The organism is Haloarcula sp. R1-2 (assembly GCF_011627385.1).
In the GTDB taxonomy this organism is placed as follows: domain Archaea; phylum Halobacteriota; class Halobacteria; order Halobacteriales; family Haloarculaceae; genus Haloarcula; species Haloarcula marismortui.
This window is the reverse complement of the sequence record NZ_JAANTG010000002.1, coordinates 277,384-292,762: the sequence shown is the minus strand read 5'-3', so window position 1 is coordinate 292,762 and position 15,379 is coordinate 277,384. Positions and strand designations below refer to the sequence as shown.

Sequence of the window (15,379 nt, the reverse complement as noted above, 5' to 3'; positions counted from 1 at the left end):
GAGTGGAAAGGTAGCAAATATATCATCGGATATCACCTGTTTAAGGCCATTGAACGCCCACCACACGAGTGTATAGTTGGACATACATTGGGTTATTTCACACTGAGTGAGATGTCATCATGCAGACGAACTAACTGGGCTGCGTGGTAGCTGGACGCCTGTCAGCTGTACGGCTTTCGGGACTTTCGCCACCGCGAGTATCTGGTCTCAGCTACAGCCAACAGTATCAGTCAGCCGTCGCCGGCGACAGTTCAGCCTCGGCGGCGACGAGGCGGGCGGCACACTGCTTGAAGTTCGGTTCGTCGGACTGGGGGTCACGGTCCGAGAGCGTCAGCCGGTTCGTCGCCGGATGGTGAATCGGCAGCCAGACCATCCCGCGGGGAACGCCCGCATCGCGGTCGATGTCGACTGTCGCAGAGCCGCGACGGGTCTCGACGGTCAGTGTCTCGTCGGTGACGAGTTCGCTGTGTTCCGCGACCGTCTCGGGGTGGATGCGGGCCACCAGGGCCCCGGCCTCGCCGCCGCGGGAGCGGACACCGGTGTTGTATCCGTCGGCCTCACGGGCGGTGGTCAGCGTCAGCGGGTAGTCGTCGTCGGTCGGCTCCGGAAGCGTCCCCTGACGGCCGGTCGAGAACTGCGCGCGGCCCGAGGGGGTCGGGAACGACCACGACTCGTCGTCGTAGTAGCGGTAGCCGCCGGCGCTGTCGTCGTCGGGCGCGGGCCACCGCACGGCGTGGCTGTCGTCGAGGCGCTCGTAGGTGATGCCCGAGCAATCAGCGACCGTCCCCTCGGTGAGGGCGGTGAACTCATCGAACACAGCCGACGGGTTCGGCGACGTGGACTCGAACAGCCCGGGGAACAGCCGCGAACCGATGGTAGCGATGATGTCAAGGTCCGATCTGACACCGCTTGGCACGTCAGTCGCCGACCGGACGCGGGAGATGGTCCGCTCCATGTTCGTTGTCGTGCCGTCGCTTTCGCCCCACGTCGCGGCCGGCAAGACCACGTCGGCAATCTCCGTCGTTTCGGTGTGGAAGGCGTCCTGTACGACGACGAAGGCGTCTTCCAGTGTCTCGCGGACGCTCTCGGCCTCGGGCATCCCGGCAACAGGATTGGTGGCGACAGCCCAGACGGCCTCGGGTTCGCCTTCGAGCATCCCGACCGGGCCGGGACCGGTGTCGTCGGGGAGGCGGTCCACCGGCACGTCCCAGTGGTCGGCGACGAGGCGGCGGTGGTCCGGGTCCTCGAAGGCCCGCTGGCCGGGCCAGGTTCCTTTCGAGGAGCAGATGCGGGTCCCCATGGAATTGGCCTGGCCGGTCAGCGAGAACGGGCCGCCGCCGGGTCGAAGGTTCCCCGTCGCCAGCGTCAGGTCGATGAGCGCCCGTGCGGTCTCGGTCCCCTGAACGTGCTGATTGATGCCCATGCCCCAGTAGATGAGCGCCTGCTGGTCCATCGCGTCGGCAAGCAGGTCCACCTCGGCCATCTCGATGCCGGCCTCGTCGGCCGCGTCGTCGGCATCGGGCAGCGTCGCAAGCAGGTCCTCGAACCCGTCGGTCGCTTCATCGACGAACTCGCGGTCGACCCGCCCTGTTTCGACGATACGGGCAAGGACGGCGCGAGCCAGTGCGAGGTCCTTCCCCGGGTCAGGTGCGACGTGATGTTCGGCGTTCTCTGCAGTCTCGGAGCGGACAGGGTCGACGACGATGATTTCGACGCCGTCCTCGTCAGCGGACTGCTGAACCCAGCGGAACAGCACGGGGTGGGCGACCGCCGGGTTCGCCCCCCAGACGACGTGTCGGTCGGCGTCGCTGATGTCGGCGTAGGTACACGGCGGCGCGTCGCTACCGAAGGACTGGTAGTAGGCGGTGACGGCACTGGCCATACACAGCGTCGTGTTGGCGTCATAGTTCGTCGTGCCGAAGCCGCCGCGAGCGACCTTCCCCAGCGCGTAAGCGGCCTCGTTGGTCTGCTGGCCGCTGCCGAGGACGGCGACAGCGTCGGGGTCCTGCTGGTGGACGGCCTGAAGGCCCTCGACGGCGCGAGCCAGCGCCACGTCCCACTGGGTCTGGCGGAGTTCGCCGTCACTGCGGACCATCGGCCGGGTGAGCCACTCCCCGTCGGGGTCTTTGCTCTCTCGAAGGCCGCGTGCACAGGCGAGACCCTGGCTGACTGGATGCGCGGCGTCGCCGCGAACAGCGTCGATACCATACCCCTCGTCAGCGCCCTGATGCATGTGGCCACAGCCAACGGCACACCGCATACACGTCGTCGGCACCCAGTCGCTCACAGCCGCCCACGCGCCGTCTCGACGCCCATTTGTCCAGTTTGGCATGATATTACAGTACGTTCGGATGCCATTATCGTATTTCCATAGATGAACACACACTGTATAACAGTGACTCTTTACGAAATACTTATTTCAACGGCAAGCGTGTGACATCCGTCCACTAGATTGGAGGCACCGCGAAGTAACAACAGTTTCTTTCTGACAGCGGTCAAACGGCAGCGTATGAACCACGAGCAGTCACGAGCGCTGTACGACCGCGCCCTGTCGGTGCTGTCGGGCGGCGTCAACTCCTCCGTGCGAGCGACGCGGCCCTATCCGTTCTTCGTCGAGAAGGGGGACGGCGGGCACGTCATCGACGCCGACGGCAACCGCTACATCGACTTCGTCATGGGCTATGGCCCGCTCCTGTTGGGCCACAGCCTGCCCGAACAGGTCCAGTCGGCCATCCAGCAACACGCCGCTGAGGGGCCGATGTACGGCGCACCCACCGAAGTCGAGGTCGAACTGGCCGAGTTCGTCACCCGGCACGTCCCCAGCGTCGAGATGCTGCGGTTCGTCAACAGCGGGACCGAGGCGACCGTCTCGGCGGTCCGACTGGCTCGTGGCTACACGGGGCGGGACAAAATCGTCGTGATGCAGAGCGGCTACCACGGCGCACAGGAGTCCACGCTGGTCGAGGGCGAAGGCGACCACACGGCCCCGTCCAGCCCCGGCATCCCCGAAAGCTTCGCCGAACACACCCTAACTGTCCCGTTCAACGACAAAGAGGCCGCCCACGAGGTGTTCGAGGAGCACGGCGACGACATCGCGGCTGTCCTCACCGAACCCATCCTCGGGAACTACGGCATCGTCCACCCGGTCGAGGGCTATCACGACACGCTCCGGCAGTTGTGTGACGACCACGGCTCCCTACTCATCTTCGACGAGGTCATTACCGGCTTCCGCGTCGGCGGTCTCCAGTGTGCACAGGGCGCGTTCGACATCGACCCCGACATCACCACCTTTGGGAAGATCGTCGGTGGCGGCTTCCCGGTCGGGGCAATCGGCGGCAAAAGCGAGATCATCGAGCAGTTCACCCCTGCCGGCGACGTGTTCCAGTCCGGGACCTTCTCCGGCCACCCCGTGACGATGGCGGCCGGCCTGGAGACGTTGCGGTATGCGGCTGAACACGACGTATACGGCCACGTCAACGACCTCGGTGAACGACTCCGAGCAGGCTTGCAGGACATCCTCGAAGACCAAGCTCCCGAGTATACCGTCGTCGGCCGGGATTCGATGTTCAAGGTCATCTTCACCCGTGATGGTCCGGATTCGCTCGAGGGGCAATGTGAGGCTGGCTGCCAGCAACAGGAGTCCTGTCCGCGCTTCGAGTACTGTCCGAAGACCGGCCACGACGTGACACAGGCCGAGACCGAGCGGTGGGAGCGGCTGTTCTGGCCCGCGATGAAAGACCAGGGCGTGTTCCTCACGGCGAACCAGTTCGAGTCACAGTTCATCTGTGATGCCCACACAGGTGAAGACATTGAGAATGCGCTCGAAGCGTACAAAGAGGCGATATGAGGTGAGCGACGACGACATCGCACTTTCGGAGAAGCGGATGTACGGGGCGAAGCGCCCGGAGACCCACGCGTACGTCGCGTCAGGACTGGGCGTCACCCGTGTCGAGACGGCCGGTGGCCAGATCGGGCGGTTCAGTCTGAGCGAGCGGTGCAATGCCCGTGATGTGGCCGGGGCGAGCGGCGAAGTCGCGGTCGCCACCGACGAGGACGTGCTCGTGTTGACCGACGACGGCTTCGTCCCGACCGGATTCGGACCGGCCACCGCCGTCGGCTACGACGGCGACGGACTGCTCGCAGCCGGCGACAGCCGCGTCGCTCGGTACACCGGGGAGTGGCAAGGTATCGGCGAGGTCGAAGCCGTCTACGCCATCGACGGCGACCGCCTCGCTGCGGCCGAGGGCGTGTACGCGCTTCCGTCGCTCGACCGACTCGGGCTCGTGGACGTGGCCGACGTGTCCGGCGACTACGCCGCGACCGAGAGCGGGCTGTACCGCTACGGAGGCGAGAACGGCGAGTGGACCGAGGTGCGGTCTGGCCGGCACGTGGCGGTCGCAAGCGACGGCGAGCAGGTGCACGCTGCCGCGGCGGACGGGCTGTACGAGCTAACCGACGGGTCGTGGGAGCCGTGTACGCTCCCCGTCGACGAGCGCGTGGTCGACGTGACCCACGGCGACGACACCTACGCTATCACCGAGAACGGGACCTTCCTCGTTGCGACTGCGGCCGAGGCGACAGCCGACGGACAGGGCGGCTGGCGACAGCGCTCACTGGGCGTCCCCGATGTCGTCGGCGTCGCCGTCGCCTGACCGAACACGGCCCACCCCGGCAGCACCAATCAGTCGCGTGCCTGTCTCACGCGCCACATCCGCTTACGGAACCGAAACAGGGTTTAGCCCGGGCAGCCACCCACCGGATATGATTATCCCCGGGGCGGACACACAGGCGTTCGCGGCGACCCTCGCCGAGGCGACCGGCGAGCGGCTGGGACGGGTCGAGTACGAACGGTTCCCCGACGGAGAACACGTCGTTCAGGTCCCAGAAGCAGTCTCCGGCGAGCGTGCCGTCGTCGTCGCCTCAACCGTCGACAGCGACGCACACCTCCAGTTGCTCCAGTTGCAGGACGCGGCCCGCGAAAGCGGTGCAAGTGAGGTTATCACCGTCATTCCATACATGGGCTACGCCCGTCAGGACGAGGCGTTCAAGCCCGGCGAGCCGGTCTCCTCGCGGGCAATGGCCCGCGCTATTTCAACGGGAACCGACCGCGTGCTGACGGTAAATCCACACGAGCCGGCCGTCTGTGACTTTTTCGACGTGCCAGCTACCAACGTTGACGCGGCGAGTGTTCTCGCCGACCCACTGCCTGCGGACCTGCAGGACCCGCTCTTTCTCTCGCCCGACGAAGGCGCAATCGCTCTCGCGACAACGGTCCGGGACGCATACGGTGAGGGCGAGACGGACTTCTTCGAGAAGGACCGGGACTACAACACCGGCGACATCGAAATCAGCCCCAGCGACGCACCGGTCGAGGGCCGGGATGTGGTGCTTGTCGACGACATCATCGCCACCGGGTCGACGATGAGCGAGTCCGTCGGCGTCCTTGACGACCGCGACGCCCAGCGTGTGTTCGTCAGTTGCGTCCACCCGATGCTCGCCAGCAATGCCCTGACGAAGCTCAACAGTGCCGGCGTCGAAGCCGTCTACGGGACGGACACGCTCGAACGCGCTGTCAGCGAAGTCAGCGCCGCGCCGGTCGTCGCAGACCGGTTGTAGTCACTCGTTCTTTCGCCTCTAACGAGGGCAGGGCTCCAACGCTTCGGCAGCCGCCACGGCTCGCGGCTCCTCTTAGTCGCCGCTCGCCTGTTCCGAGGCCTCCCGCTGGTCGGCCTCGCACGGCGCAATCGCTATCCCGCATCCACCTTTTTCATCGTCGGGTCCGCTCGCGATGCTCGCGAACCGCTCCTCGAAAAACGTGGGCGAAAAAGCAGCACGCTCCCGCTGGTCGCGTGCTGTTCTAATCAGACGCTTCCGCAGCCGCCACGGCTCGCGGCTCCTCTTAGTCGCCGCTCGCCTGTTCCGAGGCCTCCCGCTGGTCGGCCTCGCACGGCGCAATCGCAATCTCCATATCAGTTCCTTCGACGTCCCACGTCTTCCGATGGCCGTCCTCGACGCCGTCTAGCTCGTCAGCGCGAACCTCCTCTTTGATGAGGGCCTCGTGCTCGCGGACCAGCGAATCCACGCGCTCGTCGTCGATTGTCAGGTCCACGGCGATGCGTTCCTCGATGTCCAGTTCGAGGTCTTTGCGCATCTCCTGGATTCGGCGGATGACCTCGCGGGCGTACCCCTCGCTCTCGATGTCCTCGGTGAGCGCGGTGTCGACATAGACGACGCCGCCGCCGTCGAGCGCGGCGAACTCCGTTCCGGTGACGCCCTCGGGCGTCTCGCGGCGGAATTCGACCATTTCCTCGGTGAGGTCGATGTCCTCACCGAGCGCCTCGCGTACTGTACCTTCGAGGGTATCGAGTGACTGCTCGGCGACGCGGGCCTCGTTGAGCGCGTTCATGACGCGGCCGGCGTCGTCGCCGAAGGCCGGGCCGAGTTCGCTCATGTCGGCCTCGGCGGAGTACTGGAGTTCGCCCCACTCGTCGTCAGCGCCGACAACCTCGACGGCGCGGGCGTTGAGCCGGTCGGCGATGATTGCTTCTTGGGCTCGAACGGCGTCGGCCACGTCGTCGCTGTCCACGTCGACGACGACACGGGTGACGGGCCAGCGGAGTTTGCGCTCGGCCTGCTGGCGAGCGTTCGAACCCGCTTCCTCGACCTCGCGGACGACCTCGATTTCGCGTTCGAGCGCCGGGTCGTGCAGGTCAGCGTCGACCTCGGGCCAGTCGCACATGTGGACCGTCGGGTGGCCGGCGTCGCCGGTGAGTGCGCCGTACACCTGCTCGGCGACGAACGGCGTGAACGGAGCAAACAGCGCGGCCACGGATTCGAGCACGCGATAGAGGGTGGCGTAGGCCGCCTGCTTCGAGGCGCTGTTTTCCTCCTCCCACATCCGCTCGCGGACGACCTGAATGTAGAAGCGAGAGACGTCTTCGACGACGAATTCGAGCAGTTCGTCGACCGCCTTGTCGTTCTCGAAGTCGTCCATCGAGTCGGTCATCGCCTCGGTGACGCTCTGGAGCCGGGAGAGCACCCACTCGTCGACGAGTTCGAGGTCGTCGCGGAGGTCCTCGACCGTCGTTTCCTCGGGGTCGAAGTCGTCGGCCCGCATGTACGGCAGCGGGAACCGGGCGACGTTCCAGAGGATGTTCAGCCGGCGCTGCATCTCGGCGGTTTCCTCCCAGGAGAAGTTCATGTCCTCGCCCTGAGCAGTCACCGATAGCAGGAACAGCCGCATCGGGTCGCGGCCGTGCTTCTCGATGACTTCGTGGGGGTCGATGAGGACGCCTTTGGACTTGGACATCCCACGGCCGTCGGGCATGTTGGCGTAGCCGTGCATCAGCACCTGCTTGTACGGTATTTCGCCGGTCGCGGCGGTGCTCATTCCCAGCTGAGACCAGAACCACCCGCGGGTCTGGTCGTGGGCCTCCATGATGAGGTCGGCGGGCCACAGTTCATCGAAGTCCTCCGTCTGCTCGGGGTAGTTGACGGTCCCCCACGTCGCGACGGAGGAGTCGAGCCAGACGTCGAACACGTCGCCGACACGGGTGTAGGTCGTGCTGTCCTCGGTGATGGTGAGGTCGTCGACCGTGCCCTTGTGGAGGTCGACGTTTTCGGGGTCGATGTCCTGGTCGACCCGCTCGGCGAGTTCCTCGCGGTCGCCGACGACGATGGCGTCGTCCATGTCACCGGACCAGTCTTCAGGGAGCCAGATGGGGATCGGGATGCCCCAGTAGCGCTGCCGCGAGACGTTCCAGTCCGGCGCGTCCTCAACGAAGTCCCGGAAGCGGTTATCGCGGGCCCACTGCGGGTACCACTCGCTGTCCTCGATATTCGCAAGCAGTTCGTCCTTGATGTCGGTCACCGTGATGAACCACTGGTCGGTAACGATACGGACGATGTCGGTGTCACAGCGCCAGCACTGCCCTTCGCGGACGGTGTGGCCAGATTCACTGGAGAGCAGGACGCCGTTCTCGTCGAGGTCGTCGATGACCTCGTCGTTGGCGTCGCGGACGAACGTCCCGGCGTACTTGCCCGCGTCGTCGGTGTAAACGCCGTCGCTCCCGACCGGACAGAAGATTTCGAGGTCGAGTTCCTGTCCGCGCTCGAAGTCCTCCTCACCGTGGCCGGGCGCGGAGTGGACGAGGCCCGTGCGGTCGGCCTCGACGTAGTCGGCGGTGTACACCTGCCCAGAGCCCTCGCCTTGGGCGTGGTCCGGCACTTCCTCGGCCAGCGGGTGCTCGTACGCCCAGCCGACCATCTCCTCGCCGGACAGTTCCTCGACGACCTCGTAGTCGTCGTACCGGCCGGCCTTCAGTACATCCTCGACACAGGCCTCGGCGAGATAGAGGCGTTCGGTGTCGCCGTCTTTCTCGGCGTCGACGCCCACGTATTCGAGGTCACCGTCGGCGGCGACGAAGGTGTTGGCGACGATTGTCCAGGGCGTCGTCGTCCAGATGACCAGACTGCCATCCTGTTCCGCCAGCGGGAACTTCACGTAAATCGACGGCTTGCCCACGTCGTGGTACTCGACCTCGTTGTTTGCGATGCCGGTCTCACAGCGCGGGCACTGGTTGATGGAGCGCTGGCCCTGTTCGACGAGGTCGCGCTCGTGAGCCTGCTGGAAGCCCCACCAGGCGGCCTCCATATACTCCGGGTTGACCGTCTTGTACGGGTCGTCCCAGTCCATCCAGACGCCGAAGTCCTGAAAGTCCGTCTGGAGGCCTTCGAGTTGCTCCTCGGCGAAGTCTTTGCACTCCTCGATGAAGTTCTCCTCGCCGAAGCGCTCGATGTCTTTCTTGTTCTCGAAGTCGAGGCGCTCCTCGACTTTCGTCTCGATGGGGAGGCCGTGCATGTCGTAGCCGGGCCGGTCGGTGACGTCGTAGCCCTGCATCCGCAGGTAGCGGATGTAACAGTCCTTCAGGGTCTTGTTCCACGTCGTGCCCATGTGGGCCGCGCCGGAGGTGTAGGGCGGTCCATCAACGAAGAAGTAGTCCTCGCCGTCGGCCCGGTGGGCCTTCGTCTGCTCGTAGGCGTCGACGTCGTCCCAGTACTCGAAGACGCCGTCCTCGACGGCGTCGGGGTCGTACTGGTCATCGACAGCGGCGAAACGTTCCATACCGGCACATTCGCCGCCTCCAATAAAGGACAATCGGTTGTATGTGTGCCGTTCAGCGCTCGCGCTCACGCTGAAGGAGCAAGCTGACCGTCTCGCCGGTCTTGTCCGTGAGCGGAGCGGCGACATGCCACCCCTCGGCTCCGAGTTCGTTCAGTTGCTCGACCGGCGGCGTGACCTCGCCGCCGAGCCCGGCGATCATGACATCACTGTCAACCTCGATAGTGCGGTACTCGTAGGAGGGCATACAGATGCTGGAGCGGCCACCGGCGATAAACGTCTTGTGGTGGCCCAGACAGTACGTCGGTACCGCCACCGACTTGCCACGCACAGCCCTTACCACAGATGTGCCAACGTTTCCGGACGGAGCGGAGCGAAACACCCTCACAGCGGACTGTCGGCGTTGCCCTGAACTCGCCGAGAGCCGGACCTGCATCTCGTGGGGCAACGGTCCGCTGGACGCCGACCTCGTGGTAGTCGGCGAGGCCCCAGCCGAGGGCGACTCCGAGGCCGAGCACTGGCAGGGCGGCAATCTGACCGGGATGGCCTACACGTCACGGCGTTCCGGCCGGAAGGTCCGCGACCTGCTCGCCGACGCCGGGTTCAGTCACGACGACTGCTACTACACCAACGCCGTGAAGTGCCACCCGCCGGGGAACCGCGACCCGACCGATGCGGAACTGGCGAACTGCCGGCCCTACCTCGTCGAAGAAGTCGAGGCGATCGAGCCGACTGCGGTCGTGGCGACCGGGAAACACGCGACGAAGACAGTACTGGCGCTGGACGGCGAGTCGCTTGACGGCTTCCTCGACAGCGTGCTCGACCCCCGCCGAAGCGAGGCGCTGGGCGTGCCCGTGGTTCCGCTGCTCCACCCGTCGTATCAGGAAGTCTGGCTCTCGCGGCTGGGCTACGACCGCGAGACGTATGTCGACGCTCTCACGGACGCGGTCGCCGGTGTCGCCGACACCTAGAACCTTCTTGTGACCGCCGGACGCAGGGACGACCATGAGCGAGGACTGCATCTTCTGTCAGATCGTTGCCGGCGACATCCCCGGCCGCACCGTCTACGAGGACGACACCGTGCTGGCGTTTCTGGACGCCAATCCGCTCTCGCCAGGCCACACGCTCGTCATTCCGAAGGCCCACCACGAGCGGCTGAACGACACGCCCGCCGATGTGGCGAGTGCAGTCATGTCGACGTTGCACGAACTCGTCCCCGCCGTCGAGTCGGCCGTCGACGCCCCCGCCAGCACGGTTGCGTTCAACAACGGTGAGGTGGCCGGTCAGGAGGTCCCCCACGTCCACGGCCACATTATCCCGCGGTTCGAGGACGACGGCGGCCGCCCGATTCACGTGCTGGTCAACGACCGTCCCGACATTTCTGACGACGAACTGGACGACATCGAGAACGACATCGTCGCTGAGCAAGCGTAAAATTCCGCATCTTTTTACCGAAAGATACGCCAACAGCAACGCATGGGGGTTTCGACGCTTGCGTTCGTCGGGTGTACTGGTGGGGCTGGAACAACAAGGCTGACAGTCGAGACAGCGGCGACACTGGCCCGGGGTGGGCGGTCCGTCGCTGTCGTCGACGCAGCCTTCGGCACACAGGGGCTGGCGACGTACGTCGACGGGCGGCTCGATGCCGACGTGACCGCGGTAGCCGTCGGCGACGCGTCAGTCGATGAGGCACTGTTCGAGTGGGATATCGACGCCGACGGGCGGGTCGCGCTCTGTCCGGCCCACGCGCCGTTTGAGCGCCTCGCGCGAGCGAAGTCAGCCGAAAGCGCACAGGCGCTCGAACAGGCTATCGAAGAGGTAGCCGGCCGGTTCGACCACGTCCTGCTCGATGTGCCGCCGATCGCATCGAATCAGGCCGTCGCCGCTGCCACGACCGCACAGCGGCGGGCGCTCGTGGTGCCGGCCAGCCAGCGCGGCAGCGACCTGTTTCCGAGGCAACGAGGCCGACTCCGTGACATCGGCGCACCGGCATCGGCCATTGTCGCCACCCGCGTGCACGGCGATGGCGGTGAATCCGTCGAAGACGCGGCACACACCGTTCCACACATCGGACCGGGCGCACCCAGACCACTTGCGACGGACCCCGAGTCGGATGTCGCTCCAACTGTCGCCGCGATGGCCGAGGACCTGCTCGATGTCGACCTCGGTCTGACCTTCGAGGACGACGGCCTGTTCTCCCGCTAGGGCAATGGGAGGACGATAACGGGGCGGTCGACGTTGGTCAGGAGGTCCCGAGCCATCGACCCGACGCCGTCGCTGTCGTCGGTCCCACGGTGGGGGCCGATGAGGAGTTCGTCCGGGTCGTGCTCGTCAACCGCCGCCAGTATCTCCGTTACGGGCGCTCCGTCTCGCGTCTCCGTCGCGGGCATGAAGGCTGCGAGCCGCGAGCGGGCGACGTTGACGGCGTCACCGGCGTCGCGCGACGGTGCATCGGGGTCGTGGACCGCGACCACGACGATGTCGTGATCGGCTGCCGGGTCGAGGCGGTGCTGGAGGTAGTCAGCGGCGGCCGCGGTGACGTGGACAGAGCTGGTGGCGAGCAGAAACGTCGTCATTGTGTGTCCATGGGTTCCACTCGGCTTCGTGCTTTCGCTCGTCAGTAGCTGCGCACAGCGGGGAGTGTTATACACATAGTCAGGGGCTCGTAGCCACCGCATACGTATAGCAGACGAACACTCGTACACGGTATCCCACCGAGAGATATGTCCAACGCCCATCCAACCGGTGTGTCGGTGTTCGTCTGTCCGTTTTGCGAGCAGACGTTCGACCAGCCGCAATCGACGTGTGCAAACTGCGATAGTACCGTCGTCGTCCCGCTGGAAAACCAGTTCGTGTATCGCGATATCCTCTCGATGTGCGGGACGTAGGCCGGCCAGTCGAACGCGTTGCAGGCCCTTCACGACTCCAGTCGCACCGACGGGCTTACATACAGCCCAACCTGTACCCGAGAGCGTGCGCGTCGAGAACAGTTTCATCGGAACCGACGGCGTCGGGGAGAAGACCGAGCGGTCCATCTGGGAGCAGGGCGTCACCCACTGGGACGAGTTCGAACCGTCCGTCGTCGGCGGCCAGCGCGGCGACCGCATCCAGCAGTTCATCGACGAGGGACGGGACCGGGTGGCCGAGACCGACGTTACCTATTTTGACCACGCGTTTCCCAGCAGCGAGCGCTGGCGGCTGTACGAGACCTTCCGTGAACGGGCCTGCTTCTTCGACATCGAGACGACCGGACTCGACCAGGACCGCAACCAGGTGACGACGGTGAGCCTCCATCAGGACGGGGACACACAGACGCTCATCGCCGGTGACGACCTGACGGCCGGGAACCTCCGGGCCGCGTTCGACGGTGCGGACTTACTGGTGACGTTCAACGGCAAGCGCTTCGACGTGCCCTTCCTCGAAGCGAACTTCGATGTCGACCTTGACCGCCCGCATCTAGACCTGATGTACACCTGCAAGAAAATTGGACTCTCCGGCGGACTCAAACAGGTCGAGCAGGACATCGGCATCGAGCGGGACCGGCCGGACATCTCGGGCCAAGACGCGGTGCGACTCTGGCGGGAACACGAGCAGGGCCGCGACGGGGCACTCGAAACACTGGTGTCATACAACCGTGAGGATACGGTGAATCTCAAGACGCTGGCCGAAACCGCCACCGAGCGGCTTGATGAGCAGATTTTTGTTGGCTGATTCCAGGGACGAGAATCGTCACCACACCCCATTGTTTCAGGTGGAGCGGAGGCGGTGGCTGGCAGCCGTGGAGTGTTAGCGGGAGTATTACCGAGCTATCGACTCCAAAACGGCGTGTGGCCGTGGCCGAGGACGATAGAAGCCACGTGCCAGACAACGAGGTCGAGGAACAGCGCCGTATTCTGCCCCGTACCGATGCCGTAGAGCGACGGGAGATACAGCAGCGGCAGCAATACCGCACCCCAGAACGCAAACGGTCGGACACCGACGAGTGTCACGGTCCAGACCCCGCGAGCCGCAAACACGAGCGTATCGAGGTATTGACCGAGGTCTGTCAGTCGCAGTCTGTCGGCGTCGCTCCGGTGCGGGAGCGGAGGGCTATCACCGCTTGATGACCCCACCCTCACTCCCCCTGTCTGGCCTCGGTATCATTAATCGAATCAACAGTATACCGCACCTAATCGATGGTCACTACACAGATAGACGACCGCGCCAGCGCGTCTATGTGTATTCACGTCCACAGGTACTGTCATTTTGTGACAGGAATTACACTGGATTCACGGCGTCCCCACAATCCGGGCACGCGGCGAGCATCCGCGGCCAGTCGCCGGCCCTGTCGTACGCGATGACGAGATTCGCTGCGGGAATCGTCACGTCACAGGCTGGACACTGCCCGAGCGGTGGGTCAACCGTTTCTGTGTCACTGTCCCACATGCATCGAGCTACGCACTCAATACATATTGTTATCAGGCTCCTACGGAGTGTGCGGCAGTTTTACGTGTCGTCGCTGTCCTGTGGCGGCCGCTCGGATAATCGGTCGAACCGACGCTGTGTCTCGCTCGCCCGGTTATCGGTTTCGTCGGGCTCATGGATTACATCCACAAGCGCCGCGTCTGCAACAGTGATTTCCAGAACCACGTCGGCCGTCCGCGCCTCGGTCGGCAGTTCGGTCGCCGCAATGTCGAGGGCAGACAGTCCGGCCTCGGTGTCCACTTCCAGCGTGGCGATCCCGTCTTCGATCCGGTCGACGACGGCGGTGTAGGTTCCGTCAGGTAGCATTAGTAGCTCCGTTTCAGTATGTTCTCGTTGTCGGCGTCGGTCACAGTGACTGTGTCGCCGCCGTTGTTCCATATCGGACGCCCCGACCCCCAGTAAAGGTCGGTGTCCGTGTCGGTGCCGCTGCCGGTGTGCAGCGTCACGGTTTCGTCCGGGCCGAGAATGAATCCGTCGGGGACGGTGTAGCTGTGGTCGGCGTCATCGCTGACCGTCCAGCCGCCCATTTCCAGCGGCTCCGCGCCCGCGTTCCGAAACACGACGTACTCGTCGTTGAGATTGTCGCGGTCGTCGCCCGCCGCATCGGCGCGCACCCGGTCGATAATCAGGTCGCCACTTGTGTTCTCGGCGGGCGTTCCACCGTCAGTTGCGGTTGGGCCCGGTGTATCAGTCCGCGGGGACGAGCGGGGCAGGTAGGTCGCTCTCGGGGTAACCGGTTCGGTCGCACCCGGCGCAATCGGGTCCCCGGTGCGGAGTGACAGCGGGTCGGTCGGCGCTGCCCGCTGCGTGCTGACGGTCACAGCGGTCCCGTTGCTAGTCAAGACGGTGTCCCCGTGGGTTGCGGTCCAGTATGCCGGAACCGAACGCGCCGCAAGGCGCTGGAGCGTCTCGTTGTTCGGATGGCCGTACTGCGAATCGTAGGCGCTTGAGACCACCACGGTCCGGGGGTCGACGGCGTCGAGTAGCGGCCCGCTCGTGCTTGACGCGCTGCCGTGGTGGCCGGCTTTTAGTACGGTGGCCCTGAGCGCCGCTCCGTAGGTATCGACGAGATACGCCTCCTGGTCGTCCTCCGCATCGCCGGTAAAGAGAAAGCTCGTCTCGCCGTGCTCGATTCGGAGGACGATGCTGTTCTCGTTTCGCGCCGCGTTTTCCAGATACGGCTCCGGCGGGCCGAGCACGGTCGTCTCGACGCCGGAAAACGGAATCCGGTCGCCCTCGCGCGTCTCGTACAGCGTTAGGTTGTGGACTTCGACGGCGTCGAGGTACCGCTCGTAGGTCTGCGTGCTCGCGGCGATACCGGGGTCGTACACCGCACCGACGCCGTTTTTCTCGGTCTCGTAGCGCCTGATAACGGCCGCATTGCCGCCGATGTGGTCGGCGTCGTTGTGCGAGACGACGAAGTGGTCTATGCGGTCGATGCCCTGCCGGTCGAGGTACTGGAGGACGTACTCGCCGTCGTCGGTGAAGTCCCCGGAGTCGATGAGCATCGTCTCGTTGTCTGGGCTGACCAGCAGGGTCGCCACCGACTGGCCGACGTTGATGAAGTGGACCTCTAGCGTCCCGTTCGCCGCGGCCGGGGAACCGGCGTCCGGCGTTGCAGTCGGCGGGGTCGCCGTCTCCGTGGCGGTTGACAGGTCCGCACCGCCGTCCACGCCGTTTGCCACGAACCCGCCACAGCCGGCAAGCACCAGTAGCGCCGCGACTGCCAAGGACTCGACACGGGGACTCCGTACCATTCCGTCTGTCTACGTGGCCGAGTTATTTGGTACCACT

16 protein-coding genes are annotated in these 15,379 nt (G+C 65.1%); 8 read left to right on the top strand and 8 right to left on the bottom strand.

The genetic code is table 11. From position 1 onward, the window contains the following. Positions 1 to 226: 226 nt before the first annotated feature. Complete coding sequence (gene nasA, locus G9C82_RS09560; protein WP_127013970.1) at positions 227 to 2,332, bottom strand: assimilatory nitrate reductase NasA; 2,106 nt, start codon at positions 2,330 to 2,332, stop codon at positions 227 to 229. Between the two features lie 177 nt (positions 2,333 to 2,509). On the opposite strand from nasA, the gene G9C82_RS09555 reads away from it, so the two are divergent. The 3 genes from G9C82_RS09555 to G9C82_RS09545 all read left to right on the top strand — a co-directional run bounded on the left by G9C82_RS09555 (position 2,510) and on the right by G9C82_RS09545 (position 5,616). Continuing rightward, on the top strand, positions 2,510 to 3,847 hold the full coding sequence (locus tag G9C82_RS09555; protein WP_127013969.1) for a glutamate-1-semialdehyde 2,1-aminomutase: 1,338 nt from the start codon (positions 2,510 to 2,512) through the stop codon (positions 3,845 to 3,847). 1 nt (position 3,848) lies between these two features. After that, positions 3,849 to 4,652 (top strand): hypothetical protein, encoded by an 804-nt coding sequence (locus G9C82_RS09550; protein WP_007189528.1) that lies wholly within the window; start codon positions 3,849 to 3,851, stop codon positions 4,650 to 4,652. 109 nt (positions 4,653 to 4,761) lie between these two features. Then, positions 4,762 to 5,616 carry a ribose-phosphate diphosphokinase gene (locus G9C82_RS09545; protein ID WP_007189529.1) on the top strand — a complete coding sequence of 285 codons (855 nt, stop codon included), beginning with the start codon at positions 4,762 to 4,764 and terminating at the stop codon, positions 5,614 to 5,616. Positions 5,617 to 5,899: 283 nt separating this feature from the next. Here G9C82_RS09545 and ileS read toward each other — a convergent pair whose 3' ends face one another. Both ileS and G9C82_RS09535 read right to left on the bottom strand, forming a co-directional pair. Beyond that, on the bottom strand, positions 5,900 to 9,124 hold the full coding sequence (gene ileS, locus G9C82_RS09540; RefSeq protein ID WP_127013968.1) for an isoleucine--tRNA ligase: 3,225 nt from the start codon (positions 9,122 to 9,124) through the stop codon (positions 5,900 to 5,902). A 52-nt stretch (positions 9,125 to 9,176) separates the two neighbouring features. Further along, a complete protein-coding gene (locus G9C82_RS09535; RefSeq protein ID WP_049944667.1) occupies positions 9,177 to 9,368 on the bottom strand; it encodes a hypothetical protein in 192 nt (63 codons plus the stop codon). A 100-nt stretch (positions 9,369 to 9,468) separates the two neighbouring features. On the opposite strand from G9C82_RS09535, the gene G9C82_RS09530 reads away from it, so the two are divergent. Genes G9C82_RS09530 through G9C82_RS09520 form a run of 3 tightly spaced genes read left to right on the top strand, consistent with a single transcriptional unit; the run spans position 9,469 to position 11,326 of the window. After that, positions 9,469 to 10,092: a uracil-DNA glycosylase family protein gene (locus G9C82_RS09530; RefSeq protein ID WP_127013967.1), complete on the top strand. Its 624-nt coding sequence runs from the start codon at positions 9,469 to 9,471 to the stop codon at positions 10,090 to 10,092. A gap of 34 nt (positions 10,093 to 10,126) precedes the next feature. Beyond that, the gene (locus G9C82_RS09525) at positions 10,127 to 10,555 is read left to right on the top strand and encodes an HIT family protein (protein ID WP_004959776.1); all 429 of its coding nucleotides are present in this window, start codon (positions 10,127 to 10,129) and stop codon (positions 10,553 to 10,555) included. A gap of 42 nt (positions 10,556 to 10,597) precedes the next feature. Beyond that, on the top strand, positions 10,598 to 11,326 hold the full coding sequence (locus G9C82_RS09520) for a ParA family protein (protein ID WP_004959778.1): 729 nt from the start codon (positions 10,598 to 10,600) through the stop codon (positions 11,324 to 11,326). Here the strand turns inward: G9C82_RS09520 and G9C82_RS09515 are convergent. Continuing rightward, on the bottom strand, positions 11,323 to 11,697 hold the full coding sequence (locus tag G9C82_RS09515; protein ID WP_127013966.1) for a universal stress protein: 375 nt from the start codon (positions 11,695 to 11,697) through the stop codon (positions 11,323 to 11,325). The two genes, G9C82_RS09520 and G9C82_RS09515, sit on opposite strands and share 4 nt — an antisense overlap. Before the next feature lie 147 nt (positions 11,698 to 11,844). On the opposite strand from G9C82_RS09515, the gene G9C82_RS09510 reads away from it, so the two are divergent. Then, on the top strand, positions 11,845 to 12,009 hold the full coding sequence (locus G9C82_RS09510) for a hypothetical protein (protein ID WP_161618944.1): 165 nt from the start codon (positions 11,845 to 11,847) through the stop codon (positions 12,007 to 12,009). An 85-nt stretch (positions 12,010 to 12,094) separates the two neighbouring features. Then, positions 12,095 to 12,832, top strand: coding sequence for a ribonuclease H-like domain-containing protein (locus G9C82_RS09505; protein ID WP_007189534.1), 738 nt, complete (start codon positions 12,095 to 12,097; stop codon positions 12,830 to 12,832). A gap of 95 nt (positions 12,833 to 12,927) precedes the next feature. On the opposite strand, the gene G9C82_RS09500 is transcribed toward G9C82_RS09505, so the two are convergent. From G9C82_RS09500 to G9C82_RS09485, 4 genes are all read right to left on the bottom strand, one after another. After that, on the bottom strand, positions 12,928 to 13,233 hold the full coding sequence (locus tag G9C82_RS09500) for a hypothetical protein (RefSeq protein ID WP_007189535.1): 306 nt from the start codon (positions 13,231 to 13,233) through the stop codon (positions 12,928 to 12,930). Positions 13,234 to 13,378: 145 nt separating this feature from the next. Further along, positions 13,379 to 13,546 carry a hypothetical protein gene (locus G9C82_RS09495; RefSeq protein ID WP_004959785.1) on the bottom strand — a complete coding sequence of 56 codons (168 nt, stop codon included), beginning with the start codon at positions 13,544 to 13,546 and terminating at the stop codon, positions 13,379 to 13,381. A 60-nt stretch (positions 13,547 to 13,606) separates the two neighbouring features. Next, entirely contained in the window at positions 13,607 to 13,891 is a 285-nt protein-coding gene (locus tag G9C82_RS09490) for a DUF3006 domain-containing protein (protein ID WP_004959787.1), read from the bottom strand. Then, positions 13,891 to 15,342: a lamin tail domain-containing protein gene (locus G9C82_RS09485; RefSeq protein WP_127013965.1), complete on the bottom strand. Its 1,452-nt coding sequence runs from the start codon at positions 15,340 to 15,342 to the stop codon at positions 13,891 to 13,893. The genes G9C82_RS09490 and G9C82_RS09485 overlap by 1 nt, the downstream gene beginning before the upstream one ends. Positions 15,343 to 15,379: the final 37 nt, after the last annotated feature.

Excerpts from the sequence above, each read along its gene's own strand:
- nasA (WP_127013970.1), bottom strand. The coding sequence starts at position 2,332 with ATGCCAAACTGGACAAATGGGCGTCGAGACGGCGCGTGGGCGGCTGTG.
- G9C82_RS09555 (WP_127013969.1), top strand. The coding sequence starts at position 2,510 with ATGAACCACGAGCAGTCACGAGCGCTGTACGACCGCGCCCTGTCGGTG.
- G9C82_RS09545 (WP_007189529.1), top strand. The coding sequence starts at position 4,762 with ATGATTATCCCCGGGGCGGACACACAGGCGTTCGCGGCGACCCTCGCC.
- ileS (WP_127013968.1), bottom strand. The coding sequence starts at position 9,124 with ATGGAACGTTTCGCCGCTGTCGATGACCAGTACGACCCCGACGCCGTC.
- G9C82_RS09535 (WP_049944667.1), bottom strand. The coding sequence starts at position 9,368 with ATGCCCTCCTACGAGTACCGCACTATCGAGGTTGACAGTGATGTCATG.
- G9C82_RS09525 (WP_004959776.1), top strand. The coding sequence starts at position 10,127 with ATGAGCGAGGACTGCATCTTCTGTCAGATCGTTGCCGGCGACATCCCC.
- G9C82_RS09520 (WP_004959778.1), top strand. The coding sequence starts at position 10,598 with ATGGGGGTTTCGACGCTTGCGTTCGTCGGGTGTACTGGTGGGGCTGGA.
- G9C82_RS09515 (WP_127013966.1), bottom strand. The coding sequence starts at position 11,697 with ATGACGACGTTTCTGCTCGCCACCAGCTCTGTCCACGTCACCGCGGCC.
- G9C82_RS09510 (WP_161618944.1), top strand. The coding sequence starts at position 11,845 with ATGTCCAACGCCCATCCAACCGGTGTGTCGGTGTTCGTCTGTCCGTTT.
- G9C82_RS09495 (WP_004959785.1), bottom strand. The coding sequence starts at position 13,546 with ATGTGGGACAGTGACACAGAAACGGTTGACCCACCGCTCGGGCAGTGT.
- G9C82_RS09490 (WP_004959787.1), bottom strand. The coding sequence starts at position 13,891 with ATGCTACCTGACGGAACCTACACCGCCGTCGTCGACCGGATCGAAGAC.
- G9C82_RS09485 (WP_127013965.1), bottom strand. The coding sequence starts at position 15,342 with ATGGTACGGAGTCCCCGTGTCGAGTCCTTGGCAGTCGCGGCGCTACTG.